Origin of the sequence: Sphingomonas sp., assembly GCF_039594485.1 — a bacterium.
Lineage (GTDB): Bacteria > Pseudomonadota > Alphaproteobacteria > Sphingomonadales > Sphingomonadaceae > Sphingomonas.
The window spans coordinates 36,690-61,947 of the sequence record NZ_JBCNNI010000012.1 but is presented as its reverse complement, the minus strand read 5'-3'; the positions used below and the strand labels follow the sequence as shown (position 1 = coordinate 61,947).

Here is a 25,258-nt window from a genome sequence, read left to right as displayed (position 1 = left end):
TCCCCTTATCCTGGAGGTTAGCCGTTCAGCAGGACGCCGCGGTACATCGGATCTTCCAACGCGCGGCCGGTGCCCAGCGCGACGCAGGTCAGCGGATCCTCCGCAACCGTGACCGGAAGGCCGGTCTCGTCGCGCAGCACCTCGTCCAGCCCTTCGAGCAGCGCGCCGCCGCCGGTCAGGACAATGCCCTGGTCGACGATGTCGGCGGCCAGTTCGGGCGCGGTGTTCTCAAGCGCGACGCGAACGCCCTCGACGATGGTCGCCACCGGCTCGGACAGCGCCTCGGCGATCTGGCCCTGGTTGATCTGGATTTCCTTGGGCACCCCGTTGACGAGGTCGCGGCCCTTGATCTGGATCGTCACGCCGATGCCGTCCGCCGGGGGGCGGGCGATGCCGACTTCCTGCTTGATCCGCTCGGCCGTGGCTTCGCCGATCAGCAGGTTATGGTTGCGGCGTACGTAAGAGACGATCGATTCGTCCATCTTGTCGCCGCCGACGCGGACCGAGGTGGTGTAGGCGAGGCCACGGAGCGACAGCACCGCGACTTCGGTCGTGCCGCCGCCGATATCGACGACCATCGATCCGATCGGCTCGGTGACGGGCATGTCGGCGCCGATCGCGGCGGCCATCGGTTCCTCGATCAGGAAGACCTGGCTCGCACCCGCGTTCGACGCGGCGTCGCGGATCGCGCGGCGTTCCACCTTGGTCGAACCCGACGGCACGCAGATCACGATCTCGGGCCAGCGCGCGAACTTGCGGGGGCCGTGCACCTTCAGGATGAAGTGCTTGATCATCTGTTCGGCGACGTCGATGTCCGCGATCACGCCGTCACGAAGCGGGCGGATCGCCTCGATATTGCCCGGCGTCTTGCCCATCATCAGCTTGGCGTCGTCGCCGACCGCCTTCACCCGCTTGATGCCGTTGATCGTCTCGACCGCGACGACGGATGGCTCGTTCAGAACGATGCCGCGTCCGCGGACATAGACCACGGTGTTCGCGGTACCGAGGTCGATCGCCATGTCTTGCGACATGAATTTCAGGAAGCGGGGGAGGGGCATCGAGGCTTTCGTTCCGTCTATGGACCGGTTGGGCTTGGACTCATATCCCGAACCGCCGCCAAGAGCCGTTACAGGCACCTGCACCGTCATTTGCGGGGTCGCGGGATGCCGTCGCTTGGGCTAGGGTTTGTCCCATGTCAATACGGCGTCTGCCTCCGCATCTCGTCAATCGTATCGCAGCCGGTGAAGTGGTCGAAAGGCCCGCCAGTGCGTTGAAGGAACTGATTGAAAATTCGATCGACGCGGGCGCCACCCGGATCGCGGTGTCGCTGGGCCAGGGCGGCGTCGGCCGGATCGAGGTGGCCGATGACGGATGCGGCATGTCGGCCGAGGATATGGCCCTTGCGCTGGAGCGGCACTGCACCTCCAAATTGCCGGACGAGGCGATCGAGTCGGTCGTAACTCTCGGATTCCGGGGCGAAGCCTTGCCCTCGATCGCCAGTGTCGCGCGGGTCACGATCGAAAGCCGTCCGGCGGGCCGCGATGGCTGGAGCCGCGTGGTCGACAATGGCGAGGTGCTGCGCGACGGCCCCGCCGCGGTGCCGCCCGGCACCCGGATCGTGGTCGAGGACCTGTTCGCGCGCGTGCCCGCCCGGCGCAAGTTCCTGCGCTCGCCGCGATCGGAATATGCGGCCTGTCTCGACATGGTGCGGCGCCTCGCCATGGCACGGCCCGACATCGCCTTCACGCTGGAGCATGACGGCCGCCGGGTGCTGACCGTACCGGGCGGCGAGGAGCGGCCGGGCCGTGTCGCCGGGCTGACCGACCGCGCGCTGGCGGAGAATTCGGTCGCGATCGACTGGATACGCGATTCGGTGAGCCTGGGGGGTGTCGCGGGATTGCCGACCTTCAATCGCGGCATCGCCGATCACCAATATCTGTTCGTCAACGGACGACCGGTCCGCGATCGGCTGCTGATGGGGGCGATCAGAGGGGCTTATGCCGAAATGCTGCCACGCGATCGCCATGCGGTGGTGGCGCTCTTCCTCGACATGCCACCCTCGGAAGTCGATGTGAACGTCCACCCGGCCAAGACCGAAGTCCGTTTCCGCGACCCCGCCCTGATCCGGGGAATGATCGTGTCGGGACTGCGCCGCGCCCTCGACGAGGCGGGACATCGCAGCGTCCAGCGTCCGCCCGACTCGGCGCTGGCCATGTGGCAGAGCGAGAGCGTGGTGGCGCCCATGGCCGCCGCGCCGGTCGCCGACGAATGGGCCCAGACCGCACCCGAAACACGGGTGATGGAGCGACAGTCGCTCTTTGCCCCGCGCCCCGGCTTTGCGGCGCCGCCGCCGCTCGCCCGCGCCGAGCCCGCCTTCGCGCCGCCGCCCGAGGTCCGTCAATTCCCGATGGGGGTCGCGCGGGGGCAGGTCGCCAAGACCTATATCGTCGCCGAGGCGGAGGATGGGCTGGTCCTGGTCGACCAGCATGCCGCGCATGAGCGGCTGGTTCTGGAGAGGATGCGTGCCGCGCTGACGGGCGGGAGGGTCGCATCGCAGGCGATGCTGATCCCTGAGGTGGTCGAACTGGACGAACCCGCCTGTGACCGGCTGGAGGCGCGGGCCGAGGAACTGGCGGAGTTCGGCCTGGACCTCGAACGCTTCGGTCCGACCGCGATGCTGGTCCGCGCGACCCCCGCGCTCTTGGGGCAGAGCGATCCCAAGGGCCTGGTCAGCGATCTCGCCGACGAACTGGCCGCCTTCGACCAGGCGCTATCCCTGCGCGAGCGGCTTGATCATGTCGCGGCGACCATGGCCTGTCACGGCTCGGTTCGGGCAGGGCGCATCCTGTCGGTGGCGGAAATGAACTCACTCCTCCGCGAGATGGAGGTCACGCCGCATTCGGGCCAGTGCAACCATGGCCGACCGACCTGGGTCAAACTTCAGCATCACGACATCGAGAAGCTGTTCGGACGGAAGTGAAGGGTCTGCGGGCGGCTGTTTGCGTCCGCCGCTGGTGCCGGCATGTCGGATCGCTATTCCTCCCGTTGCGGGGGCGGTATTCGGATGCGCGTGGTTTATATGTCGATCGGTCCAGGGGGGGCGCCATCAACCCCTTGAAACGGCGATGACCGGAGCCCATAGAGCGATGAATTGAAGAATTTGTCGTTCTTGCGTTCATCGTAACGAAACTTTTACACCGGGCCGTGCATTTAGTGGGCACTGTCCAGGCATAGGCAATCTGACCATGAAACACATCATGCCGATCCTCTTCGCCCTGATCCCGCTCGCGGCGGTCGTTGGCGCTTGCGTGTCCTGCCCCTGACCGACATTCGCGCGGCGCCCGTGCGTCGTGCCCATCATTGCCGTCCCCAAGACGCAAAAAAGGGCCGCCCGGCATGACCGGACGGCCCTTCTTTTCATCGACCGAGGGTCGAAGCGCTGGGGATCAGCCCTGCGCTTCTTCCTGCTCCGGCTGAACCTCGGCGGTGGCGCCGGGCTCTGCGTTGGGATCATAATCCTCGGTGAAGCCGGCTTCGTCACGCTCGAACATCGAGGCCATGACGTCGACGCCCTGCGCCTGCATCTCGGCTTCTTCCGGCGAGCGGGCGACGTTGACCTTGACGGTCACGGCCACTTCCGGGTGAAGCGCGACGCGCACGTCGTACAGGCCGATCGCCTTGATCGGGCGGTCGAGCACGATCTGGCTCTTGTTGACCTTGTGGCCATCGGCGACCAGCGCCTCGACCAGGTCACGCACCGCGACCGAGCCGTAGAGCTGGCCGACGTTCGACGCCTGACGGATCAGGGTGACGGTGGCGTTCTCGAAGGTCTTCGACTCGACCTCGGCCTCGGCGCGACGGTTCGCGTTCTCGGCTTCGATGCGGGCGCGGTTGGCCTCGAACACCTTCTTGTTGGCTTCGTTGGCGCGCAGCGCCTTCTTGCGCGGCAGCAGGAAGTTACGGGCGAAGCCGTCCTTCACCGTGACCACGTCGCCGATGGCGCCGAGCTTCTCGACGCGCTCAAGCAGAATAACGTCCATCGTATAGGACTCCTTACTTCACGACGTAGGGCAGGAGGCCCAGGTGCCGGGCGCGCTTGATCGCCTGGGCGAGTTCGCGCTGCTTCTTGGCCGACACGCTGGTGATGCGCGAGGGCACGATCTTGCCGCGCTCGGACACAAAGCCCTGGAGCAGACGGACATCCTTATAGTCGATCCGGGGCGCGTCCTTCGCGGAGAAGGGGCAGCTCTTGCGGCGACGGAAAAACGGGCGGGCCATTACGCGGCTTCCTCTTCACGGTCACGACGGGGGCGATCGGTGCGCTCACCGCGATCGGCACGACGCTCACGGTCGCGCTCCTGCTTGCGCATCATCACCGACGGGCCTTCTTCATGGCCGTCGACCTTGACGGTCATGTAGCGGATCACGTCTTCGTTGATCTGGGTCTGGCGCTCCAGCTCGGCGACCACGCCCGCGGGCGCGTCGATTTCGAGCATGACGTAATGCGCCTTGCGATTCTTGGCGATCTTGTACGCCAGCGAACGCAGGCCCCAGGTCTCGGTCTTCACGACCTTGCCCTGATTGTCCTCGACGATCTTCGTGGCGGCTTCCGCCAGCGCGTCCACCTGCGCCTGTGCCAGGTCCTGGCGCGCAAGGAACACGTGCTCGTAAAGAGCCATGCAGCTTACCTTATGTTGGCCGATCGCTGACGCCCACCCCATGTGGAACGCCCCTCCGGCTGTCTTCCATACTTCAATACCGTCACGCCGTTCGAAAATGGCATGAGGGCGGGTGAAGCAGGTGCTTCCCGCCCAATGGTGCGCTAGCTCATAGCGATTTGCGGGCAAAAGGCAAGCGGCGAAGGCGCCGGACTTGCCAGCGGCGGGCGACCTTTCTACCGCGCGGGCCATCCTATTACGCTTTGATGGCAGATATGAACATGCGTGCATTCATCTTTCCGGGCCAGGGCAGCCAGTCCGTCGGCATGGGCAAGGCGCTGGCCGAGGCCAGCCCCGTCGCCCGCGAGGTGTTCCAGGAGGTCGACGAGGCGCTGGGGCAGCATCTCTATCGCCTGATGGTCGAAGGGCCCGCGGACGAACTGACCCTGACCGAGAATGCGCAGCCCGCGATCATGGCGAATGCCATCGCGACGCTGCGCGTGCTGGAAAAGGAAGGCGGCGTCCGTCTGTCGGAAAAGGCCGATTTCGTCGCGGGCCACTCGCTGGGCGAATATACGGCGCTGTGTGCCGCCGATGCGATCGACCTGGCGACGACCGCGCGCCTCCTGAAGCTGCGGGGACGGGCGATGCAGGCGGCGGTGCCGGTGGGCGAGGGCGCGATGGCGGCCTTGCTTGGCGCGGACCTGGAAAAGGCCAGGGCCATCGCGGGCGCGGCGGTCGATTCGATCCTGGCCGAGGGCGGCGGGGAACAGGTCTGCACGGTCGCCAACGACAACGACCCGAGCCAGGTCGTGATTTCCGGCCACCGTGTCGCCATCGAAAAGGCGGTGGCGCTGGCCAAGGATCTGGGCGCCAAGCGGGCGGTCCTGCTGCCGGTGTCCGCGCCCTTCCACTGTCCGTTGATGCAGCCGGCCGCCGATGCGATGGACGCCGCGCTGGCCGAGGCGACGATCCGCGCGCCGCTGGTTCCCGTCTATGCCAATGTCGAGGCGGTCCCCGTCGCCGATCCGGGCACGATCCGCGCGCTGCTGGTGGCGCAGGTGACGGGCATGGTGCGCTGGCGCGAATCGGTGCTGGCGATGCAGGACACGGGCGTCGCGCATTTCATCGAGATCGGCGGCAAGGTGCTGGCCCCCATGGTCAAGCGCATCGCACCCGACGCCGATGCGGTCAGCGTCGTGACGATGGACGATATCGAGGGGCTGCTCGCGAAACTTTGATTTCGCGCGGAGACGCGGAGACGCGGAGGCGCGGAGATGCGGGACATGGACGAAATCAGTGGAGCGGTTCTCGACGTTGCGTTGCGGATGCATCGTGACTTGGGGCCTGGTCTTCTGGAAAGCGTTTATGAAACTGTGCTGGCGGGTAAGCTCGTCCAGATGGGCTTTTCCGTGGCGCGTCAGCGCCCAGTCGACATTCATTTTGACGGCATGACCTTCGATGCTGCGTTCCGAATTGACCTTCTGGTCGACGAGCGATTGCTCGTGGAAATCAAATCCGTCGAGCGGCTTTCCGCCGCTCATGCCAAGCAACTGCTGACCTATCTAAGGCTGACCGGCCAGCCGGTTGGCCTGCTGATCAACTTTGGCGGCGCAACGCTGAGGGAAGGGGTGCGACGGATCGTCAATTCCCACACTCCCTCCGCGTCTCCGCGTCTCCGCGTGAACCAAAGAATCGGAGAATAAGCATGTTCGACCTGACAGGAATGACCGCCCTTGTGACCGGCGCGTCCGGTGGCCTGGGTTCGGCCGTGGCCAGGGCGCTGGCGGCGCAGGGGGCGAAGCTGGCGCTGTCCGGCTCCAATGTCGACAAGCTGGAGGCGTTTGGCGCCGAGCTGGGCGGTGATCATGTCGCGGTGCCGTGCAACCTTTCGGACGCCGCGGCCGTCGACGCGCTGATCCCGCAGGCGGTGGAAGCGCTGGGCGGCAAGCTCGACATCCTGGTCAACAATGCCGGCGTCACCCGCGACAATTTGACCATGCGGATGAAGGACGAGGAGTGGGATCAGGTGATCCGCGTCAACCTGGAGGCCGCCTTCCGCCTGATCCGTGCCGCCGCCAAGCCGATGATGAAGGCGCGGTTCGGGCGTATCATCTCGATCACCTCGGTGGTCGGCGCCACCGGCAATCCGGGCCAGGCCAATTATGCCGCGTCCAAGGCCGGGATCGTCGGCATGTCCAAGGCCGTCGCGCAGGAACTGGCCAGCCGCAACATCACCGTCAACTGTGTCGCCCCCGGCTTCATGCGCTCGGCGATGACCGACGTGCTGCCCGATGCGCAGAAGGCCGCGTTGCTGACCCGCATTCCGGCGGGCGATCTGGGCAAGGGGGAAGACATCGGCGCGGCCGTCGTGTATCTGGCATCGAAGGAAGCGGGCTACGTCACCGGCCAGACCTTGCACGTCAATGGTGGCATGGCGATGCTTTGAGCCGCTGACGGACACGAATGATCCTGTCCTGGCCCAAGTCTGTCGCTGGACGGGCTTGCCAGACATGGGCGCGCGTTCTACGTGCGTTCAGGAAGTATCAACCCCCGATGAATTACGAGAAGGGATTACCATGAGCGAGACCGCCGACCGCGTGAAGAAGATCGTCGTCGAGCATCTCGGCGTCGAAGCCGACAAGGTGACCGAGGACGCGAGCTTCATCGACGATCTCGGTGCCGACAGCCTCGACATCGTCGAGCTCGTCATGGCGTTCGAGGAAGAGTTCGGTGTTGAAATCCCGGACGATGCCGCCGAGAAGATCACGACCGTCAAGGACGCGATCACCTATATCGACGAGAACAAGGCCTAATTCCGGGGCCACTCGACCCGCATTCTTCGCGGGTCGAACGGGCCGATAAGGCCAGGTTGCAAGCGGCTCCCCGACCCCGAGATAGCGGGCGGGGAGCCGTTTTCGTTGTGGAATGGAGTGGAATATGCGGCGCGTCGTCGTAACCGGATTGGGTCTTGTCACGCCTTTGGGTGCGGACGTGGAAACCGCTTGGGCCAATCTGATCGCTGGCAAGTCCGGCGCCGGTCCGATCACGCGGTTCGATACCACGGGGCAAAAATGCACCATCGCGTGCGAGGTGAAGCCCAAGGACCATGAATATGGCTTCGACCCTGACAAGCGCGTCGACCATAAGGTCCAGCGTCAGGTCGATCCCTTCATCGTCTATGGCATCGATGCCGCCGGACAGGCGCTGGAAGACGCCGGTCTGACCGAGATGGACGAGGCGACGAAGCTGCGCGCGGGCGTGTCGATCGGTTCGGGCATCGGCGGTCTGCCGGGTATCGAGATCGAATCGGTCAACCTGCATGAGCGCGGCCCCGGCCGGGTCAGCCCGCATTTCGTCCATGGCCGCCTGATCAACCTGATCTCGGGCCAGGTCAGCATCAAATACGGTCTGATGGGCCCGAACCATGCGGTCGTCACCGCCTGCTCGACCGGCGCGCATTCGATCGGCGATGCGGCGCGGATGATCCGCGACGACGATGCCGACATCATGCTGGCGGGCGGTGCGGAAAGCACGATCAACCCGCTCGGCGTGGCAGGCTTTGCCCAGGCGCGCGCGCTGAACATGAGCATGAACGACCGCCCGACCGAGGCGAGCCGCCCTTATGACAAGGGCCGCGACGGCTTCGTGATGGGTGAGGGTGCGGGCGTCGTCGTGCTCGAGGAATATGAGCACGCCAAGGCGCGCGGCGCGAAGATCTATGCCGAGGTCGTCGGCTATGGCCTGTCGGGTGACGCCTATCACGTCACCGCGCCGCACCCCGAGGGCAAGGGCGCGGAGAATGCGATGCGCATGGCGCTGCGCAAGGCGGGCATGGAGCCGTCGGACATCGACTATATCAACGCCCATGGCACCTCGACCATGGCCGATACGATCGAACTGGCCGCCGCGAAGCGCGTGTTCGGCGACGATCTGTCGGGTGCGTCGATGTCGAGCACCAAGTCGGCGATCGGCCATCTGCTGGGCGGCGCCGGTGCGGTCGAGAGCATCTTCTGCATCCTGGCGCTGCGCGACCAGATCGTGCCGCCGACGCTGAACCTCGACAATCCCGATGAGGGGACCGAGGGCGTCGACCTGGTCCCGCACGTCGCCAAGAAGCGTGAGGTGAAGGCGGTGCTGAACAACTCGTTCGGCTTCGGCGGCACCAATGCTTCGCTGGTGATGAAGGCGATCTAAGGGGCGACGTCCCATCCTTCGTTCCGTGCGAACGGAGCGTCGTACTGAAAATCCAACCCCGGCACCGACCGGGTCCGGTTGCAATCTGGATCAAGCCGCGCCATCGGCCTGATCGCAAGCGGACCCCGATCGGGGCCGGGGTTGTTCTATGTCGGGGGCATCGCCCCTCCAAACCGGGTGAGATATGCGCAAGGTCGGCTGTATCGGGTTGCTGCTGGGGCTGATGGGCATCGCCGTTTTTGCCTGGGTCGCGCATGACTGGGCGGGCAGCGGTCCGGCCGACAAGCCGCTTGCGGTGGTCGTGCCGGAGGGGGCGAGCCTGGCGCGTGCCGCCAATGAATTGCAGAAGGCAGGCGCGATCCGTTCGGCCAGTCGCTTCCGCCTGTACGCACGCGTCTTCGGCGACGGCGGTGCGATCAAGGCGGGCGAATATGCCATTCCCGAACATGCCAGCGCGCATGACGTGCTGACCCTGCTCCAAGATGGCAAGGTCCGCCAGCGGCTGGTGCCGGTGCCGGAGGGATATCCCTCCGTCCTCGTCCATGACGCGTTGATGCGGGCCGATGGACTGACCGGCGATGTGCCGGTGCCCACCGAGGGATCGATCCTGCCCGACAGCTATGCCTATCAGAAGGGCGACACCCGCGCTTCGGTCGTCGCGCGGATGCAGAAGGCGATGAAGGACTATCTCGCCCAGGCCTGGGCCGACCGGAAACCCGGCATCGCGGTCAAGACGCCGCAAGAGGCGATCATCCTCGCCTCGATCGTCGAGAAGGAAACCGGCAAGCCGTCCGAGCGGCGCACCGTCGCTGCCGTTTATGGCAACCGCCTGCGTATCGGTATGCCGCTCCAGGCCGATCCCACCGTGATCTATCCGATCACCAAGGGGCGTCCGCTCGGCCGCCGAATCCTGCGCTCGGAACTGCACGCTAAGAACGGCTACAACACCTATGCCAGCCCCGGCCTGCCAGTCGGGCCGATCGCCAACCCGGGCCGCGCCTCGATCGACGCGGTGCTGAACCCGGCCGACAGCAAGGCGCTGTATTTCGTCGCCGACGGATCGGGCGGCCATGTCTTTGCCGACACGCTGGCTGAGCATAATGCCAATGTGCAGAAATGGTACGCGATCCGCCGTCAACGCGGCGAGATGTGACGATCAGCCTGCCTCTTGCTTGAGGCGTTGCGTGAGTTTGCGCTGCGATGATGATGCATAGGCGCGGCACGCGCCCGGCGTCGTCAGGAACCGACTGGTCGCGCCGTCCTGATCGGCATGGGCGGTAATCAGGATGTCGCAAGGCAGCGCGCGCATCGCTGCCTGGCCACGTGCGAAGGCCGTTACGACCGCCTTGTTCGCCGGGGCCGAGAAGCGATAATCGTCGGTCGACACCGGGTTCAGGCTGGCGGCAAAGACGATCGCCCTGCACCGCTGGCCTTCGCAGGCACGCCAGCTCCAACTCGTGCTGCCCATGGTATGGCCCGGCGTCGCCCGCGCAGTGACGACGGTATGGCCCAGGGTCAGCCGCTCGCCATCGCGAAGCACCTTGACCATGCGGACGGGCGGGAACCTGCTGTCATAACCACGCTGCGGATCGTCCGCTGCCAGCCGCCCGGTGCGCAGCCCTTCCGCGCCGCGAGGGCTGGCGACCACTGTCGCGCCCGTGTCGCGGGCGAGGGCGGCGAGGCCGCCCGCATGGTCGAAATGCGGCTCGGTGCTGAGAATATATTTGACGTCGTGGGGCCGAAAACCGAGCTTCGCGATATTGGCCAGGATCGCGGGCTCGGCCTGGGGCAGGGCGCCGTCGATCAGGATCAGGCCCTTGCCCGTGTCGATCAGCGCGACGTTCAGGCCGCCGAAGCCGACCAGATAGCTGTTGCCGAAGACCCGTATTGGCGGTTGCGGCGTGAGCCATGCCGCCGTGTGATCCGTGATGATCGGGCGAGTCAGCGGGTCGTCGCCTGCGGCGGCGGTGGTGATAACGGACATCATGGCGAGCGTGACGGCTGATCTTATAAGCATTGCTATGTCTCCCTGTCCGTCATGATGGGCCGGGCATGATGCGGCGACAAAGCATCTTCCCTGGACAGAGCCATGAGAAGAATTGATGGTTGGGCATGGACCGTGCCCAATTGCCGCTGAACGCCCTGCGCGCCTTCGAGGCGGCGGCGCGTCATCTGAACTTCACCCGGGCGGCGATCGAACTGTGCGTCAGCCAGGGCGCGGTTAGCCATCAGGTCGCCCTGCTGGAGCAAAGACTGGGCGCACGGCTGTTCCATCGATTGCCGCGCGGGCTGGCGCTGACCGATGATGGGCAGGCGCTGGTGCCGGTCCTGGCCGAAATGTTCGATCGGGTCGGTGCGACGCTGGATCGCTTTGCCGATGGTCGCTTCCAATATGTGCTGAACATCGGTGTGGTCGGAACCTTTGCCACCGGCTGGTTGCTGGCGCGGCTGGACGATTTCGCGGCAACCCATCCGCACATTGATCTGCGCGTGTCGATCAACAACAACCGGGTCGACCTTGCGGGGGAGGGGCTGGATTGTGCGATCCGCTTCGGGGATGGCGCATGGCATGGAACACACGCCGAGCCGCTGATGACGGCGCCGCTGACGCCTCTATGCGCGCCCTCGGTCGCGGCGCGGTTGCAGGCACCCGGCGATCTGGTGCGGGAGCGCTTGCTCCGCTCCTATCGGGTCAGCGAGTGGGAAAGCTGGTTCGAGGCGGCCGGGGCCCAGGCCCCAACGTTGCGCGGGCCGATGTTCGACAGTTCGGCCTTGATGGTCGCGGCGGCGATGGCGGGGCAGGGCGTCGCGCTCGCTCCGAAGGCGATGTTTGAGCACGAACTGACCACCGAGCGACTGGTCCAGCCCTTTTCCGTCGAGGTGGATGCTGGGCGCTACTGGTTGACGCGGCTATTGTCGCGGAAAGAGGGGCTGGCGATGAGGGCGTTTCGGGTCTGGTTGATGGGCGCAGTGGGGTTTCCTCCCCTGTAAGGGGAGGTGGCCCGCAAAGCACGACGGAGGGGTGTTGCCCTGTCGCGAGCGGGACACCCCTCTACCATGCTGTGCATGGTCCTCCTCCCCTTGCAAGGGAGGAGGATAATCAACCCCGCAGGGCCGAAGCCGCCCGCGCCTTGGCCTCGACATCGGCCATCGATCCGCCAGTCACCCAGCTGCCGCCGACGCACAGCACGCGGTCGAAGGCGAGCCAATCGGGCGCACTCGCCTCGGTGATGCCGCCGGTCGGGCAGAAGCGCGCCTGATAGAAGGGCGCGGCGAGCGCCTTCAGCGCCTTCAGTCCGCCGCTGGTCTCGGCGGGGAAGAATTTGAAATGGGTGAGCCCCAGATCGAGCCCGCGCATGATGTCGCCCGCATTGGCGATACCGGGCAGGTACGGGATGCCGCTTTCGATCACCGCCGCGCCCAGGCGATCGGTCAGGCCCGGCGAGACGATAAACTCTGCGCCCGCATCGGCCACATCGCGAAGCTGCTGCTCGTTGACGACGGTGCCTGCGCCGACGATCGCGCCCGGCACCTTCTTCATTTCGGCCATGGCTTCCAGCGCGGCGGGGGTGCGCAACGTCACCTCCAGCACTTTCAGGCCGCCTGCGACCAGCGCCTCGGCCAGCGGCTTGGCGGTGGCGGCGTCGTCGATCACCAGCACGGGGATGACCGCGCTGGTGCGCATGATGGTGGCGATGTCGGTCATGTATGCTCCTGTGCGAAGGCCGCGGCCGCGCCGAAGAGGCCGGGCTGGGGATGGGTGATGAGCTTGACGGGAATGCGCGCCATCAGCGACTGAAAGCGCCCCTTGGCGACGAAGCGCTGGTCGAAGCCCGAACGCAACAGCTTGTCCTTGATCCGAAAGCCCAGGCCGCCTGCGATCACGACGGTCTTGGCCCCCTGCGCCAGCGCGAAATCGCCCGCCACCGCGCCCAGCGCCAGGCAGAAGCGGTCGAGCGCGGCGAGGGCGATCGAGTCCGTGCCGTCCAGCGCCTCGGTCCAGATTTCGCGGTCGTCACGGCTGGGCACCGCACGGCCTTCGAGCGAGGCGAGCGTCTCATAGATGGCGATGATGCCCGGGCCCGAACAGATCCGCTCGCAGGACACACGGGTAAAGGTACGGCGCAGACGCTTGAGGATCGCATCCTCGATCCCGTCGAGCGGCGCATAATCCATATGCCCGCCTTCGGTTTCGATGACATGGTAACGCTGCGGCGTCATCAGCACCTGGGCGACGCCCAGGCCGGTGCCGGGGCCGCATACGGTGATGACGCCATGCGCGGGTATCGGCTCCTCGGGGCCGCAGATGTGGAGGAAATCCTCCTCCGGCACCTGGGCGACCGCATGGCCGACCGCGCCGAAGTCGTTGATGACCGTATAGATGTCCGCGCCCAGTCGCTCGGGGATCAGCGAGGGACGGATGACCCAGGGATTATTGGTCATGCGGATCACGTCGCCGGTGATCGGCGACGCGATGGCGAGCGAGGCCGCCTTGGGCAGCGGGCGGCCGATATGCGCCTCGAACGCCTGCCACGCGGTCTGGAGCGAGGCGTGCTCGGCGGTCTTCTGCGTGCACGGCTCGCCCAGCTTGACGACGCGGCCATTCTCAACCTCGGCGATCGCGAAGCGCGCATGCGTGCCCCCGATATCGACGGCGACGATTTCCATGATCCTCTCCCCCTTTTCTATTACAGGCCCGCGCCGGCGAGGATGGGCGATGCGCCCTTTTCGGCCTCGTCGGCGGCCTGGCGGAACAGCGCGAACAGTTCGCGTCCCATGCCCTGGATCGGCGCGGGCGTATCGGCCAGCTGGCGCGCGGCCCATTCCGCCGGATCGACCATCGCGTTCAGCGTGCCCTCGACCGCGTCCAGACGGACGATATCACCGTCGCGGATCAGGCCGATCGCACCACCGCCGATCGCCTCGGGGCTGAGATGGATGGCGCAGGGCACCTTGCCGCTCGCCCCCGACATGCGGCCGTCGGTGACGAGCGCGACCTTGAAGCCCCGGTTCTGCAACACACCCAGCGGCGGGGTCAGCTTGTGAAGCTCGGGCATCCCGTTCGCCTTGGGGCCCTGGAAGCGGACCACGACGACCACGTCACGCTCCAGCTCGCCCGCCTTGAACGCGGCCTGGACTTCCGACTGGTCGGAGAAGACGCGCGCGGGCGCTTCGATGATCCAGCGTTCGCGCTCCACCGCCGATACCTTGATGCAGGCGCGGCCGAGATTGCCTGACAGGATGCGCATCCCGCCATCGGGCGAGAAAGGCGCGGCGGCGGGACGCAGGATGGTCTCGTCGCCGCTGTCGCCGACCGGCTTCCAGTTCAGCCTGTCGTCCTCGATCACGGCGGTCTGGCCGTAATCGGACAGGTCCTTGCCCGCCACCGTCAGGATGTCGCGGTGGAGCAGCCCCTCCGACAGCAGTTCGCGGATGACATAGGGCATGCCGCCCGCCGCCTCGAACCCGTTCACATCGGCCGAACCATTGGGATAGACGCGTGCGATCAGCGGCACGGCGGCCGAGAGGCGGTCCATATCCTCCCAGTCGATGATGATCCCCGCCGCGCGCGCGATGGCGGGCAGGTGGATCAGGTGATTGGTCGAGCCGCCGGTCGCCAGCAGGCCGACCGCCGCGTTGACGATCGCCTTCTCATCGACGCACCGGCCCAGCGGGCGATAATCATCGCCCCGCTGTCCGATCCTGGCCAGCCGGTGCACGGCGGCGCGGCTGAGTTCCTGGCGCAGCTTGGTGCCCGGATTGACGAAGGCGGCGCCCGGCATGTGCAGGCCCATCACCTCCATCATCATCTGGTTGGTGTTGGCGGTACCATAGAAAGTGCAGGTGCCCTTGGAATGATAGGCCGCGATCTCGGCGTCGAGCAGCTCGTCGCGCCCCGCCTTCCCCTCGGCAAAGGCTTCGCGGACGGCGGCCTTCTGCTTGTTGGGCAGGCCGGTCGGCATCGGGCCGCCGGGGACCAGGATCATCGGCAGATGCCCGAAGCGAAGCGCGCCCATCAGCAGGCCCGGCACGATCTTGTCGCAGATGCCGAGCAGCGCCGCGCCTTCGAACGTGCCGTGGCTGAGCGCGACGGCGGTCGAGAGCGCGATGGTGTCGCGGCTGAACAGCGACAATTCCATGCCCGCATAGCCCTGCGTCACGCCATCGCACATGGCGGGCACGCCGCCCGCGACCTGCGCGGTCGCGCCCACTTCGCGCGCCCAGACCTTCATCAGTTCGGGGTAGCGGTAATAGACGGCGTGCGCCGACAGCATGTCGTTATAGGCCGACACGATGCCGATGTTCATGCCGCGATCCGCCTTCATGGCGTCGCGGTCCTCCTCGGTCCCCGCATAGGCATGGGCGAGATTGGCGCAGCCCAGATTGGGGCGGCGCACCGCCATCTCGGCCTCTTGCGCGATCAGGTCGAGATAGGCCTGACGCCCCGGCTTCGAACGCTCGATGACCCGGTCGGTAACGGCGGAGACGGCGGCGTTCAGGCTCATTGTTCGCTCCAGTGGATGTCGATGGGCAGTTCGACCTCGGACAGGACGCGGCCGATCGGATAGGGTGAGGAGGCGCCTTCCTTGATCGCGTCCTCCAGGACCTTCTTCTTGGCCGGGCCCGAAATTGCGATCATGATCGCGCGTGCCGACACGATGCCCGCACGGCTCAGCGTCACCCGTGCGACCGGCGCCTCGGGGGGCAGGGGATCGGGCATCAGGCCCAGCGCGCGGCGCTCCTTCGGCCCGTTGAGCGCCTCGTCATAGTCCGGGCCGGGGAAGATCGATGCGGTGTGCCCGTCGGCGCCCATGCCCAGCAGGACGAGGTCGAGCGGCCAGTGCAGATCCTGCATCAGCGCATCGGCCGAGCGGCCCGCCGCCTTATAGTCTTCGGTCGCCTGCGGCACGATCGGCATCACCCGCGCGCCCCGGGGCAGGAAGATCTTGCCGATCATGGTCACGTTGGACAGCGGATCGCCCAGCGGCACGATCCGTTCGTCGGCGGGGACGATGGTCACGCGCTTCCAATCGAGCTTGGCCTGAGCCAGCTTCTCATAGACCGGGATCGGCGTCTTGCCGCCGGACAGCGCGATCACCGCCGCACCGCGTGCCTCGATTGCGCTTTCGATGATGAACTGGATGTCGCCGGCCAGGGCGCCCGCCATCTCGGCGGCGTCCTCGTAATCCCACCATTCGATTTCGTCGGTCATGTCATCCTGTCCTGATATTCGGGGCGCGAGCGCGGCCCGCCGGTCGGGCGGGCCACGGGGGCGCCAATGTCGTCCATCCTCGCAGGGAGGATGGGGTGGATCAGTCGTCCTGCCAGGTCACGCCGTCGCGTTCGGTCAGCGCGATCGCGGCGGACGGGCCCCAGCTGCCGCTGGGATAGCTTTTGGGCTTGACGTCGGCGGCGTCCCAACCGGCGCGGATCGCGTCGATCCAGGTCCACTGTGCCTCCACCTCGTCGCGGCGGACGAACAGGGTCTGATCGCCCTCGATCAGGTCGAGCAGCAGCCGTTCATAGGCGATACGGCGACGGGTGCCCGCGAACTCCGCATCGAGCGACAGGTTCAGCGGCACTTCGCGCAGGCGCAGCCCCTCGCGATCGAGTCCCGGCTCCTTCGCCATCACCAGCACCTGGATATATTCCTCGGGCTGGAGGCGGATGATCAGCCGGTTGGGTTTCAGAATGCCGCCGCGACCGGCGAACATCGAATGCGGCACCGGCTTGAACTGGATCGCGATTTCCGAACGGCGGGTCGCCATGCGCTTGCCGGTGCGCAGATAGAAGGGCACGCCCTGCCAGCGCCAGTTGTCGACATGCGCCTTGATCGCCACGAACGTCTCGGTCTTGGACGGCTTGCCCAGTTCGTCGGCATAGGAGCCGACGATCTTGCCGCCGACCGCGCCGTCGACATATTGGCCGGTGACGGTGTTGGCGGGGACTTCCTCCGGCGTCATCAGGCGGAGCGAGCGGAAGACCTTGGCCTTTTCGTCCCGGATCGCGGTGCCGTCATAGCGGGCGGGCGGCTCCATCGCGATCAGCGCGAGGAGTTGCAGGATATGGTTCTGCACCATGTCGCGCAGCGCGCCGGCGCCTTCGTAATAGCCCGCGCGATCCTCCAGCCCGACCGTCTCGGCGATAGTGATCTGGACATTGTCGATGCCGTTAGCGTTCCAGATCGGCTCGAAGAAGAAATTGCCGAACCGCAGCGCCAGGATGTTCTGGACCGTCTCCTTGCCCAGATAATGGTCGATGCGGAAGGTGCGCTCCTCGGGGAAGCCGAACGCCACCGCGTCGTTGATCTCCCTGGACGAAGCAAGGTCGTAGCCGAGCGGCTTTTCCAGGCCGATGCGGACCGTCTCGCCCGCCAGCCCGACCGATTCGAGGCCCTTGATGGTCGATTCGAACAGGCTGGGCGCGGTCGACAGATAGATGGCGAGGCCGTTGGAGACGTCGCCGACCTTCTCCGCCAGCGCCGGGAAGCCTTCGGTCGAGGAGGCGTCAAGCGACTGATACTGCAATCGATTTAAGAAGCCGTCGATATTGGCCGCATCCTTGCGGTCATCGGGCAGGAAGGTATCGAGCGCCTTGGCCGCAAAGGTGCGGAAGCTGGCATCGTCATGATCCGAACGCGCGGTGCCGGTGATCGTCAGCCCATCCGGCAGCAAACCGTCTGAATGAAGATTATAGAGCGAAGGCAGCAACATACGCTGCGACAGGTCGCCGGTCGCGCCGAAAAGCAGCACCTTGCCAACGGGATTGCGCGTCATGACGTCTCCTTAGAGGACGAGGCCGGCGGTCGGATCAAGGCCGGCCATGATGTTCAGATTCTGCACCGCCGCTCCCCCGGCACCCTTGCCCAGATTGTCGAGCGTGGCGATCAGTCGAGCCTGACCCGTGGCGGCATTCCCGCACAGGCGCAAGGTCATCCGGTCGGTGCCGGCATTTTCTTCGATATTCACCGCCGCGACCTCGCCGGGCGCGAAGGTCACGACGCGGCCATCGGCATAGGCCCCAGCCAGCACCTCCGCGACCGCCTCCAGCGACGGCGCGCCGGGCAGGGCGTAAAGGGGCAGGGGCACTTCGACGACCATGCCGCGATAGGTGTCGACCACGGCGGGGGCGAAGATCGGGGCGTGGGTCAGGCCCGAATGGCGCTGCATCTCGGGCGCATGCTTGTGCGCGAGCGACAGGCCATAGGGGCGGAAGGCGCGGTTCGTGGCGGTTTCATACTCGGCGATCATCGCCTTGCCGCCACCCGAATAGCCCGACGCGGCATTGACCGACAGCGGCCAGTCGGCGGGGACGATCCCGGCGCGCACCAGCGGCCGGACAAGCGCGAGGAAGCCGGTGGGGTAGCAGCCGGGGTTGGAGACGAAGCGCGCCTGCGCGATCCGCTCCGCCTGGTCGGGCTCCAGTTCGGCAAAGCCATAGACCCAGCCGGGCGCCGTGCGATGCGCGGTCGAGGCATCGACCACGCGGGTCCGGTCATTGGCGATCAGCGAGACGGCCTCGCGTGCGGCATCGTCGGGCAGGCAGAGGATGACGAAATCGGCATCGTTGATCGCCTCCGCCCTCGCGGAGGCGTCCTTGCGGCGATCATCGGGCAGGGTCAGGATCGACAGGTCGGGGCGACCGGCCAGCCGGTCGGCGATCTCCAGCCCGGTCGTGCCCGCGCCTCCGTCGATGAAAACCGTCTTCGTCACTGTACCCGCTCCAGCCGGTCGGCGTCGCAATAGCCCACCATGCCCATGTGCGGCGCGATCCCCCAAGCATGACCGCCCGCGATTTCCAGTACCTCGAACGTCTCGCCCGACGTCAGCTCGGCAAGAACCGTGCTGTCAGACCCGCGGCCTTCGCGCAAGGTGACGGGAGCTTTAGTGATGTAAAGCAAAGGGGCGGCATAGTGCGGCGCGAACACATATTCGGCGAGCCGGACATCGGCCAGATCGGCACGGACCGCATGGGTGCGCGGGTCGAGCGCGACGCGGCGACCCTGCAGCGAAAAGCTCTTACGCGCTGGCGTGCTGGAGGCCGGATCGTTGGCCTGGGGCGTTGCCAGCGCCGATGAAATGTCCGAATTCTTCAAGAAAGTCCGCCCCTTCAGGTGTCCTGGCGACAAAGATGTTGCGCTTGTCGCTATCGTCGCGTTGGCGGCGCAGATAGCCCAGCGTTCCCAGTCTATTCAAGGCGCGGGTAACAACAGGTTTCGAGACGTTCAAGGCGCGCGCCAAACCGCGTACCGTATGCGGGCCGGGGCGCAGATAGACGACGAGCAGCAACGCCATCTGCCGATTGGTCAGATCGGGTTCCCCCGACCGGACATAATCGACAAGGGCGCTCATCCAGGCGAACAGCGACTGCGGGTCGTGTGGATTGGACACGGGTGGCGATTCCAATGGCTGAGCCGGGCGTTGCCGGGCGTTGTTTCGTAGTCATAACGCCCTTGAACGACGGTGGTTTCCACTGATGTTCCGCCAGAGTGAACAACTTGGCGGCATCCGATCCTCGCCGCGCACCGCCTGGGGATGAGCGGGTGGAACGCCGGACATGGTTGATCCCATCCTCCGCCTCGCCTATGTGCGCGCTTTCGCACCCCCTATATCGGGATCACACGCGCCTCATGTTCGTCTTCCTGCTCGTCATCCACGCCATCATCGCCGCCCTTCTGGTCGTGGTGATCCTCATGCAGAAGTCGGAGGGCGGCGGTCTGGGCATGGGGGGCAGCCCGGCGGGCCTGATGTCGGCGCGGGGCGCGGCCGATTTCCTCAGCCGTGCGACGGCGGTGCTGGCGACGGCTTTCGTCGGCTTCTCGATCCTGCTGGCGGTCCTGGCCGCAACGCGCGGCGCGCCGGCCATCGACACCTCGCTGGCCCGGACGCCCGCGACTCAGGCGCCGGTCACCCAGCCTGCGCCTGCTCCGGTCCCTGCGGCCAATGCCGCTGCACCGGCGACTCAGCCCGCCGACAATTCGGCGGTACCGCTCGCCCGCTAAAAAACCGGGCTTTCATCGCAGCTCAGGCCCTCGTGCCGCCGCAAATCGTCGGCGGCGCGCATCTTTGCTGTTGTCGTATCCACCCCATCCAAGCTAGGCGATTCTTCCCATGGCGCGGTATATCTTCATCACCGGCGGCGTGGTTTCGTCGCTCGGCAAGGGCCTCATGGCGGCCTCTCTTGCGGCTCTTTTGCAGGCACGCGGTTATCGCGTGCGCATCCGCAAGTTCGATCCTTACCTGAACGTCGATCCGGGCACGATGAGCCCGTATCAGCATGGTGAGGTCTATGTCACCGACGATGGGGCCGAGACCGATCTCGACCTCGGGCATTATGAGCGTTTCACCGGCGTCGCCTCGCGTCAGTCGGACAACGTCACCTCGGGGCGCATCTACAAGACGATCATCGAGCGCGAGCGGCGCGGCGACTATCTGGGCGCGACGGTGCAGGTGATCCCGCACGTCACCGACGCGATCAAGGCCTTCGCGCGCGCCGATACGATCGACGAGAATGGCGAGGAACTGGACTTCGTCCTCTGCGAGATCGGCGGGACCGTCGGCGATATCGAATCGCTGCCCTTCATCGAGGCGATCCGCCAGCTCAAGAACGAGCTGGGCCGTGGCCAGTCGATCAGCATCCACGTCACGCTGGTTCCGTACATCGCGGCGGCGGGCGAGCTGAAGACCAAGCCGACCCAGCATTCGGTGCGTGAGATCGCGGCGCTGGGCGTCTCGCCCGACGTGCTGGTCTGCCGTTGCGAACATCCGCTGCCCGCATCGGATCGGGCCAAGATCGGCCTGTTCTGCAACGTGCCGCCGTCCGCGGTCATTCCGGCGCTGGATGCCAAGAGCATCTATGCCGTGCCGCTGCAATATCATGCCGAGGGCCTCGATTCGGAGGTGCTGCGCGCCTTTGGCATCGAGCCGCAGGGGGCGCCCGACCTGTCGCGCTGGACCGAGATCGTGGACCGTCTGGTCAACCCGGAAGGCGAAGTCACGATCGGCGTGGTCGGCAAATATGTCGGCCTGCAGGACGCCTACAAGTCGCTCAACGAAGCATTGGTCCATGGCGGCATCGCCAACAAGGTGAAGGTCCATATCCGCTGGATCGACGCCGAACTGTTCGAGGGCGATGAGAGCGAGATCGCGCAGCAGCTCGAACCCTGCCACGCCATCCTGGTCCCCGGCGCGTTCGGCGAGCGTGGCGCGCAGGGCAAGATCGAGGCGGTTCGCTTCGCCCGTGAGCGGCGCGTGCCCTATTTCGGCATCTGCTTCGGGATGCAGATGGCCTGTGTCGAGGGCGCGCGACATCTGGCGGGGATCGCCGATGCCTCTTCGACCGAATTCGGTCCGACCTCGGAGCCGGTGGTCGGCCTGATCACCGAATGGATGGGCCGGGACGGTCTCGAAAAGCGCGAGACGAGCGGCGATCTGGGCGGCACGATGCGGCTCGGCGCCTATGACGCCAAGCTGGCGGGCAACAGCGTGGTGGCCTCGATCTATGGCAGCGAGGATATCTCCGAGCGGCATCGGCACCGCTATGAGGTGAACACCGCCTATAAGGACGCGCTGGAGAAGGGTGGCCTGGTGTTCAGCGGCATGTCGCCCGACGGCACGCTGCCCGAGATCGTCGAGCGGCCGGACCATCCCTGGTTCGTCGGCGTGCAGTTCCACCCCGAACTCAAGTCCAAGCCCTTCGACCCGCACCCGCTTTTCGCCAGCTTCATCGAAGCGGCGGTCAAGCAGAGCCGGCTGGTGTGATGATCGCCCCGCCTCCAGAGGATGGAGGCGGGGTTTTTCGCCATTGGGAGCGCGAACCCGCCGTCCGTTCGATTTGAATGGGGGCGGGTGCTGACCGCAACGAACCACAGGGTTGCGGCTGTCCCGCTGTTATTCCTCCCCCTTTCAGGGGAGGAATAAGACGAAATCCGATACGACCTGGAAAACAAAAGGCGCCCGGACCCATCGGCCCGGACGCCCCGCGACGTCTTCAGGGAGGGAAAGACGTCGAGCCTGTTACGCCGCCTTGGCCTCGTCGGCCTTGTCATCGGCGTTATGCTCCACGGCGGCGAGCGGCTGGCCCGTCTTGATCGCGATCGTCTTGGGCTTCATCGCCTCGGGCACCTCGCGGACGAGGTCGATGACGAGCAGGCCATCGTTCAGGCGTGCATCCTCGACGAACACGAAGTCCGCCAGTTCGAAGCGCCGCTCGAACGAGCGATTGGCGATCCCGACATGCAGGAAGTTGGGCGAGTTCGCCTTGTCATCCTTCTTGCCGGTGACGAGCAGCATGTTCTGCTGCGCGGTGATCTCGATCTCGTCACGGGCGAAACCGGCCACCGCCAGGGTGATGCGGTAACGGTCCTCGGCCAGGCGTTCGAGGTTGAAGGGGGGATAGTTTTCCGCCGAAGCGCCGCGCGAATTGGCCTCCAGCAGATCGAACAGCCGGTCGAAGCCGATGGTCGAACGGCGATACGGAGTCAGGTCGATACGCATGTCAAAACCTCCATCAGAAGCGAATTGAACCGGATCTTCGGGTCGCTCCTGCGTGGACACGATCCCGAATGATCGTGCGGCCCGAATGATCGTGCGGCCCGATGATCGGCACCGCACGCGAACCAATATGGCTCAAAGAAAATTCGCTTCAAGAGCCGAAAAGGATCGAAAAGCAAATCTTCGCACTCCCCAAGCCACCCGTGGCTTGAATGCCCAGTAAATTGATGTGTGAATGGGGATGAAAACCAAAAGGGGAGCTTCCATGTCCTTCACTCTCGCGCTGATCCTGGCGACGCAAGCGGCGGCGGCACCAGCCACCGCCGATCCGCAGGAGACGCCCGCCGCGCAGGCCCCGGCCGCCGAAGCCGGCCGTGCCGAAGGACGGCTGGGCACGGCGCAGCAGAGCGGCGGGGATGTCGTCGTCACCGCGCGCCGCCGGGCCGAGACGATCCAGTCGGTTCCCATCGCCATGTCGGTGATCGGCGGCACCGCGCTGGCGGAGACGGGCACCTATAATGTCAACAGGCTGACCCAGATCCAGCCGACACTGCAATTCTATTCGACCAATCCGCGCAATTCGGCCGCCAATATCCGTGGCCTGGGCGCGCCCTTCGGCCTGACCAATGACGGGATCGAGCAGGGCGTCGGCATCTATGTCGACCAAGTCTATTACAGCCGCATCGCCTCGGCGACGTTCGACTTCACCGATACCGAGCGGATCGAGGTGCTGCGCGGGCCGCAGGGCACGCTCTATGGCAAGAACACCACGGCCGGCGCGATCAACATCATCACCCGCCCGCCCAGCTTCACGCCCGAGGCGCGGGTCGAACTGAGCGCGGGGAACTACGACTTCTTCCAGGGCAAGGCGTCGGTGTCGGGGCCGCTGGTCGATGACAAGGTCGCGGTACGGCTGTCGACCTCGATCACCACGCGGCGCGGCACGATCTGGAACACACGCCAGCAGGAATGGCAGAACAGCCAGGACAATCTGTCGCTGCGCAGCCAGTTCCTGTGGCATGCGACACCGACGCTCGACCTGACCCTGTCGGGCGATTATGCGCGGCAGAACCCCAATTGCTGCGTCCAATATTATGCGCGGGTGGGTGCGACGCAGCGGCCGGTGACCCGGCAATATGCGGCCCTGGCCGCGGCCCAGGGCTATAGCGTGCCCTCGACCAACGCCTTCGACCGGCTGACCGATGTGGATACCGATCTGCGCGCCAAGCAGGAATTGGGCGGCTTGTCGCTGGTCGCCAGCTGGGACGTCGGGTCGGCGACGCTGACCAGCGTGTCGGCCTGGCGCTTCTGGCATTGGGATCCGTCCAACGACCGCGATTTCATCGGCCTGCCGATCACCACCGTCTCCGCCAATCCGTCGCAGCAGAGCCAGGTGACGCAGGAAATCCGCATCGCCTCCAACGGCAAGCGGACGCTCGATTATGTGCTGGGCGCCTTTTACTTCTGGCAGTCGATCGACACGCAAGGGTTGCAGGTGCAGGGCCCGGCGGCGAGCCGTTTCCTGCTCAACCCTGGCCCGCTGCCATTTCTTGCCAATGGTTGCGCGACGGCCACCACCAATGCGTGCAATCCGGCGGTGCTGAACGGCCTGACGTCCCGGAACACGATCGGCTTCACCAACACCTCGGCGGCGCTGTTCGGCAAGCTGACCTGGCATGTCGACGATCGCCTGTCGGTATCGCCGGGGTTGCGGCTCAATTATGACCGGAAGGACGGCTCCTATGTCTCGACGGTCACCAACGGCGCCGGTTCGAGCAACCTGACCAATGACCAGCGCGGCGTTCTGGCACCGCAAAACTACACGCCGTCCTTCACCAACTGGAACCTGTCGGGCGATCTGACCATCGCCTATGATTTCAGCCCCGATATCCATTATTATGCGACCTATGCCCGCAGCTATAAGTCGGGGGGCATCAACCTGTCGGGCCTGCCGCTCGACGGGCAGAACAATCCGATCCTCGCGACGCAGACCGTCCGTCCCGAAAAGGTCAATCACTTCGAACTGGGCCTGAAGACCCAGTTCGCCGACCGCCGCGCGACGGTGAACATCGCCGGTTTCTGGACCGAGATCGAGGATTATCAGGCCACGGTGAACAACCTTCAGGTCAACGTCCTGCGCGGCTATCTCGCCAATGCGGGTCGGGTGCGCACGCGGGGCGTGGAGATCGACTCGGCCTTCCGGCCGACCCAGCGGTTCAACGTCTATGCCAATGCGGCCTTCACCGATGCGCGCTACACTCGCTTCACCAACGCGCCCTGTCCGCCGGAATTGTCGGGCGGAACCGCACTGCCGGTCGTGAACGGCCAGATCGTCGGCACGCCGGCGGCGGCGGGGATGCCGGGCAACTCGCTTCCCTATTGCGACATTTCGGGACAGTGGCTGCCGGGCGTCTCGCGCTGGGCCTTTTCCTATGGCGCGGAATATGACCTGCCCGCGACGGTGGCGGGGGTCGATGGGCAATTCTACCTGGGGTATGACGGCAGCTATCGGTCGAAATTCTCGGCCAACCCCTCACGATCCGCCTACACCGACATCGATGGCTACAGCCTGTCGAACCTGCGTGCCGGGTTCAAGGCGCCCGGCAATCTGAACGCCTTTGTCTGGGTGCGGAACCTGTTCGATCAGGATTATTACGAGTTGCTGGCGACCCAGTCGGGCTCGACCGGATTGATCGTGGGGCAGCCGGGTGATCCCCGCACTTATGGATTCACGATTTCCAAATCCTTCTGATCGAATATGGTCGCCCCCTCTACCCGTGCATCAGCCCGGTGGAGGGGGAACGTGGTTTCCTCAGACGAATCGATCATTCGTCCACATTCGGTTCATCTTGATCTGGTATAGCGAAGCTCCCGTAACGGGCGCCGGGCCGGCATCTGGGATACGGAGTT

At 65.7% G+C, this 25,258-nt stretch carries 25 protein-coding genes; 11 read left to right on the top strand and 14 right to left on the bottom strand.

All coding sequences use genetic code 11. From position 1 onward, the window contains the following. Window positions 1–17: 17 nt before the first annotated feature. A complete protein-coding gene (locus tag ABDV78_RS07970; RefSeq protein WP_042482832.1) occupies window positions 18–1,058 on the bottom strand; it encodes a rod shape-determining protein in 1,041 nt (346 codons plus the stop codon). A 134-nt stretch (window positions 1,059–1,192) separates the two neighbouring features. Between ABDV78_RS07970 and mutL the strand changes: the two genes are divergently transcribed. Next, window positions 1,193–2,980, top strand: coding sequence for a DNA mismatch repair endonuclease MutL (gene mutL / locus ABDV78_RS07965; RefSeq protein ID WP_343526839.1), 1,788 nt, complete (start codon window positions 1,193–1,195; stop codon window positions 2,978–2,980). A 466-nt stretch (window positions 2,981–3,446) separates the two neighbouring features. Here the strand turns inward: mutL and rplI are convergent, their stop codons facing one another. The 3 genes from rplI to rpsF are packed head-to-tail and all read right to left on the bottom strand — an operon-like array spanning window position 3,447 to window position 4,679. Next, a complete protein-coding gene (rplI, locus tag ABDV78_RS07960; RefSeq protein WP_343526838.1) occupies window positions 3,447–4,040 on the bottom strand; it encodes a 50S ribosomal protein L9 in 594 nt (197 codons plus the stop codon). Window positions 4,041–4,053: 13 nt separating this feature from the next. Further along, window positions 4,054–4,278 (bottom strand): 30S ribosomal protein S18, encoded by a 225-nt coding sequence (rpsR, locus tag ABDV78_RS07955; protein WP_007403456.1) that lies wholly within the window; start codon window positions 4,276–4,278, stop codon window positions 4,054–4,056. Further along, window positions 4,278–4,679 (bottom strand): 30S ribosomal protein S6, encoded by a 402-nt coding sequence (rpsF, locus tag ABDV78_RS07950; RefSeq protein ID WP_343526837.1) that lies wholly within the window; start codon window positions 4,677–4,679, stop codon window positions 4,278–4,280. Before rpsF ends, rpsR begins: the two co-directional genes overlap by 1 nt. Before the next feature lie 260 nt (window positions 4,680–4,939). Between rpsF and fabD the strand changes: the two genes are divergently transcribed. From fabD to mltG, 6 genes are all read left to right on the top strand, one after another. Then, a complete protein-coding gene (gene fabD / locus ABDV78_RS07945) occupies window positions 4,940–5,899 on the top strand; it encodes an ACP S-malonyltransferase (RefSeq protein WP_343526836.1) in 960 nt (319 codons plus the stop codon). 36 nt (window positions 5,900–5,935) lie between these two features. Beyond that, window positions 5,936–6,364, top strand: coding sequence for a GxxExxY protein (locus tag ABDV78_RS07940; RefSeq protein ID WP_343526835.1), 429 nt, complete (start codon window positions 5,936–5,938; stop codon window positions 6,362–6,364). Window positions 6,365–6,366: 2 nt separating this feature from the next. Further along, window positions 6,367–7,107, top strand: coding sequence for a 3-oxoacyl-[acyl-carrier-protein] reductase (gene fabG, locus ABDV78_RS07935; RefSeq protein WP_343526834.1), 741 nt, complete (start codon window positions 6,367–6,369; stop codon window positions 7,105–7,107). Window positions 7,108–7,237: 130 nt separating this feature from the next. Beyond that, entirely contained in the window at window positions 7,238–7,474 is a 237-nt protein-coding gene (locus ABDV78_RS07930) for an acyl carrier protein (RefSeq protein WP_007403554.1), read from the top strand. Between the two features lie 124 nt (window positions 7,475–7,598). Then, complete coding sequence (gene fabF, locus ABDV78_RS07925; RefSeq protein ID WP_307099513.1) at window positions 7,599–8,855, top strand: beta-ketoacyl-ACP synthase II; 1,257 nt, start codon at window positions 7,599–7,601, stop codon at window positions 8,853–8,855. Window positions 8,856–9,039: 184 nt separating this feature from the next. After that, on the top strand, window positions 9,040–10,008 hold the full coding sequence (mltG, locus tag ABDV78_RS07920) for an endolytic transglycosylase MltG (RefSeq protein ID WP_343526832.1): 969 nt from the start codon (window positions 9,040–9,042) through the stop codon (window positions 10,006–10,008). A 3-nt stretch (window positions 10,009–10,011) separates the two neighbouring features. On the opposite strand, the gene bla is transcribed toward mltG, so the two are convergent. Next, window positions 10,012–10,842 carry a subclass B3 metallo-beta-lactamase gene (gene bla / locus ABDV78_RS07915; protein ID WP_343526831.1) on the bottom strand — a complete coding sequence of 277 codons (831 nt, stop codon included), beginning with the start codon at window positions 10,840–10,842 and terminating at the stop codon, window positions 10,012–10,014. Between the two features lie 125 nt (window positions 10,843–10,967). Between bla and ABDV78_RS07910 the strand changes: the two genes are divergently transcribed. Next, complete coding sequence (locus ABDV78_RS07910; RefSeq protein ID WP_343526829.1) at window positions 10,968–11,846, top strand: LysR family transcriptional regulator; 879 nt, start codon at window positions 10,968–10,970, stop codon at window positions 11,844–11,846. Between the two features lie 109 nt (window positions 11,847–11,955). On the opposite strand, the gene eda is transcribed toward ABDV78_RS07910, so the two are convergent. The 8 genes from eda to ABDV78_RS07870 form a co-directional block, all read right to left on the bottom strand. Next, the gene (gene eda / locus ABDV78_RS07905; RefSeq protein WP_343526828.1) at window positions 11,956–12,561 is read right to left on the bottom strand and encodes a bifunctional 4-hydroxy-2-oxoglutarate aldolase/2-dehydro-3-deoxy-phosphogluconate aldolase; all 606 of its coding nucleotides are present in this window, start codon (window positions 12,559–12,561) and stop codon (window positions 11,956–11,958) included. After that, window positions 12,558–13,523: a glucokinase gene (gene glk / locus ABDV78_RS07900; protein ID WP_343526827.1), complete on the bottom strand. Its 966-nt coding sequence runs from the start codon at window positions 13,521–13,523 to the stop codon at window positions 12,558–12,560. Before glk ends, eda begins: the two co-directional genes overlap by 4 nt. 20 nt (window positions 13,524–13,543) lie before the next feature. Next, the gene (edd, locus tag ABDV78_RS07895; RefSeq protein WP_343526826.1) at window positions 13,544–15,361 is read right to left on the bottom strand and encodes a phosphogluconate dehydratase; all 1,818 of its coding nucleotides are present in this window, start codon (window positions 15,359–15,361) and stop codon (window positions 13,544–13,546) included. Next, window positions 15,358–16,068, bottom strand: coding sequence for a 6-phosphogluconolactonase (gene pgl / locus ABDV78_RS07890; protein WP_343526825.1), 711 nt, complete (start codon window positions 16,066–16,068; stop codon window positions 15,358–15,360). Before pgl ends, edd begins: the two co-directional genes overlap by 4 nt. Window positions 16,069–16,168: 100 nt before the next feature. Continuing rightward, window positions 16,169–17,632, bottom strand: coding sequence for a glucose-6-phosphate dehydrogenase (gene zwf / locus ABDV78_RS07885; protein ID WP_343526824.1), 1,464 nt, complete (start codon window positions 17,630–17,632; stop codon window positions 16,169–16,171). A gap of 9 nt (window positions 17,633–17,641) precedes the next feature. Beyond that, complete coding sequence (gene argC, locus ABDV78_RS07880) at window positions 17,642–18,568, bottom strand: N-acetyl-gamma-glutamyl-phosphate reductase (RefSeq protein ID WP_343526823.1); 927 nt, start codon at window positions 18,566–18,568, stop codon at window positions 17,642–17,644. Then, window positions 18,565–18,951 carry an SH3 domain-containing protein gene (locus ABDV78_RS07875; protein ID WP_343526822.1) on the bottom strand — a complete coding sequence of 129 codons (387 nt, stop codon included), beginning with the start codon at window positions 18,949–18,951 and terminating at the stop codon, window positions 18,565–18,567. The genes argC and ABDV78_RS07875 overlap by 4 nt, the downstream gene beginning before the upstream one ends. Then, complete coding sequence (locus tag ABDV78_RS07870) at window positions 18,875–19,207, bottom strand: MarR family transcriptional regulator (RefSeq protein WP_343526821.1); 333 nt, start codon at window positions 19,205–19,207, stop codon at window positions 18,875–18,877. Before ABDV78_RS07870 ends, ABDV78_RS07875 begins: the two co-directional genes overlap by 77 nt. Before the next feature lie 278 nt (window positions 19,208–19,485). Between ABDV78_RS07870 and secG the strand changes: the two genes are divergently transcribed. Continuing rightward, a complete protein-coding gene (secG, locus tag ABDV78_RS07865) occupies window positions 19,486–19,857 on the top strand; it encodes a preprotein translocase subunit SecG (protein ID WP_343526820.1) in 372 nt (123 codons plus the stop codon). 109 nt (window positions 19,858–19,966) lie between these two features. Then, window positions 19,967–21,616 (top strand): CTP synthase, encoded by a 1,650-nt coding sequence (locus ABDV78_RS07860; protein ID WP_343526819.1) that lies wholly within the window; start codon window positions 19,967–19,969, stop codon window positions 21,614–21,616. A 255-nt stretch (window positions 21,617–21,871) separates the two neighbouring features. On the opposite strand, the gene ABDV78_RS07855 is transcribed toward ABDV78_RS07860, so the two are convergent. Further along, window positions 21,872–22,351: an Hsp20 family protein gene (locus ABDV78_RS07855; RefSeq protein WP_343526818.1), complete on the bottom strand. Its 480-nt coding sequence runs from the start codon at window positions 22,349–22,351 to the stop codon at window positions 21,872–21,874. Window positions 22,352–22,613: 262 nt separating this feature from the next. On the opposite strand from ABDV78_RS07855, the gene ABDV78_RS07850 reads away from it, so the two are divergent. Further along, window positions 22,614–25,100: a TonB-dependent receptor gene (locus tag ABDV78_RS07850; protein WP_343526817.1), complete on the top strand. Its 2,487-nt coding sequence runs from the start codon at window positions 22,614–22,616 to the stop codon at window positions 25,098–25,100. Window positions 25,101–25,258: the final 158 nt, after the last annotated feature.

Coding starts and splice junctions, on each gene's coding strand:
- mltG (WP_343526832.1), top strand. CDS start 9,040: ATGCGCAAGGTCGGCTGTATCGGGTTGCTGCTGGGGCTGATGGGCATC.
- fabG (WP_343526834.1), top strand. CDS start 6,367: ATGTTCGACCTGACAGGAATGACCGCCCTTGTGACCGGCGCGTCCGGT.
- ABDV78_RS07870 (WP_343526821.1), bottom strand. CDS start 19,207: ATGAGCGCCCTTGTCGATTATGTCCGGTCGGGGGAACCCGATCTGACC.
- glk (WP_343526827.1), bottom strand. CDS start 13,523: ATGGAAATCGTCGCCGTCGATATCGGGGGCACGCATGCGCGCTTCGCG.
- secG (WP_343526820.1), top strand. CDS start 19,486: ATGTTCGTCTTCCTGCTCGTCATCCACGCCATCATCGCCGCCCTTCTG.
- ABDV78_RS07970 (WP_042482832.1), bottom strand. CDS start 1,058: ATGCCCCTCCCCCGCTTCCTGAAATTCATGTCGCAAGACATGGCGATC.
- mutL (WP_343526839.1), top strand. CDS start 1,193: ATGTCAATACGGCGTCTGCCTCCGCATCTCGTCAATCGTATCGCAGCC.
- ABDV78_RS07930 (WP_007403554.1), top strand. CDS start 7,238: ATGAGCGAGACCGCCGACCGCGTGAAGAAGATCGTCGTCGAGCATCTC.
- bla (WP_343526831.1), bottom strand. CDS start 10,842: ATGATGTCCGTTATCACCACCGCCGCCGCAGGCGACGACCCGCTGACT.
- ABDV78_RS07855 (WP_343526818.1), bottom strand. CDS start 22,351: ATGCGTATCGACCTGACTCCGTATCGCCGTTCGACCATCGGCTTCGAC.
- fabF (WP_307099513.1), top strand. CDS start 7,599: ATGCGGCGCGTCGTCGTAACCGGATTGGGTCTTGTCACGCCTTTGGGT.
- rpsR (WP_007403456.1), bottom strand. CDS start 4,278: ATGGCCCGCCCGTTTTTCCGTCGCCGCAAGAGCTGCCCCTTCTCCGCG.
- ABDV78_RS07850 (WP_343526817.1), top strand. CDS start 22,614: ATGTCCTTCACTCTCGCGCTGATCCTGGCGACGCAAGCGGCGGCGGCA.
- pgl (WP_343526825.1), bottom strand. CDS start 16,068: ATGACCGACGAAATCGAATGGTGGGATTACGAGGACGCCGCCGAGATG.
- ABDV78_RS07940 (WP_343526835.1), top strand. CDS start 5,936: ATGCGGGACATGGACGAAATCAGTGGAGCGGTTCTCGACGTTGCGTTG.
- rplI (WP_343526838.1), bottom strand. CDS start 4,040: ATGGACGTTATTCTGCTTGAGCGCGTCGAGAAGCTCGGCGCCATCGGC.
- ABDV78_RS07860 (WP_343526819.1), top strand. CDS start 19,967: ATGGCGCGGTATATCTTCATCACCGGCGGCGTGGTTTCGTCGCTCGGC.
- eda (WP_343526828.1), bottom strand. CDS start 12,561: ATGACCGACATCGCCACCATCATGCGCACCAGCGCGGTCATCCCCGTG.
- edd (WP_343526826.1), bottom strand. CDS start 15,361: ATGAGCCTGAACGCCGCCGTCTCCGCCGTTACCGACCGGGTCATCGAG.
- rpsF (WP_343526837.1), bottom strand. CDS start 4,679: ATGGCTCTTTACGAGCACGTGTTCCTTGCGCGCCAGGACCTGGCACAG.
- ABDV78_RS07910 (WP_343526829.1), top strand. CDS start 10,968: ATGGACCGTGCCCAATTGCCGCTGAACGCCCTGCGCGCCTTCGAGGCG.
- fabD (WP_343526836.1), top strand. CDS start 4,940: ATGCGTGCATTCATCTTTCCGGGCCAGGGCAGCCAGTCCGTCGGCATG.
- zwf (WP_343526824.1), bottom strand. CDS start 17,632: ATGACGCGCAATCCCGTTGGCAAGGTGCTGCTTTTCGGCGCGACCGGC.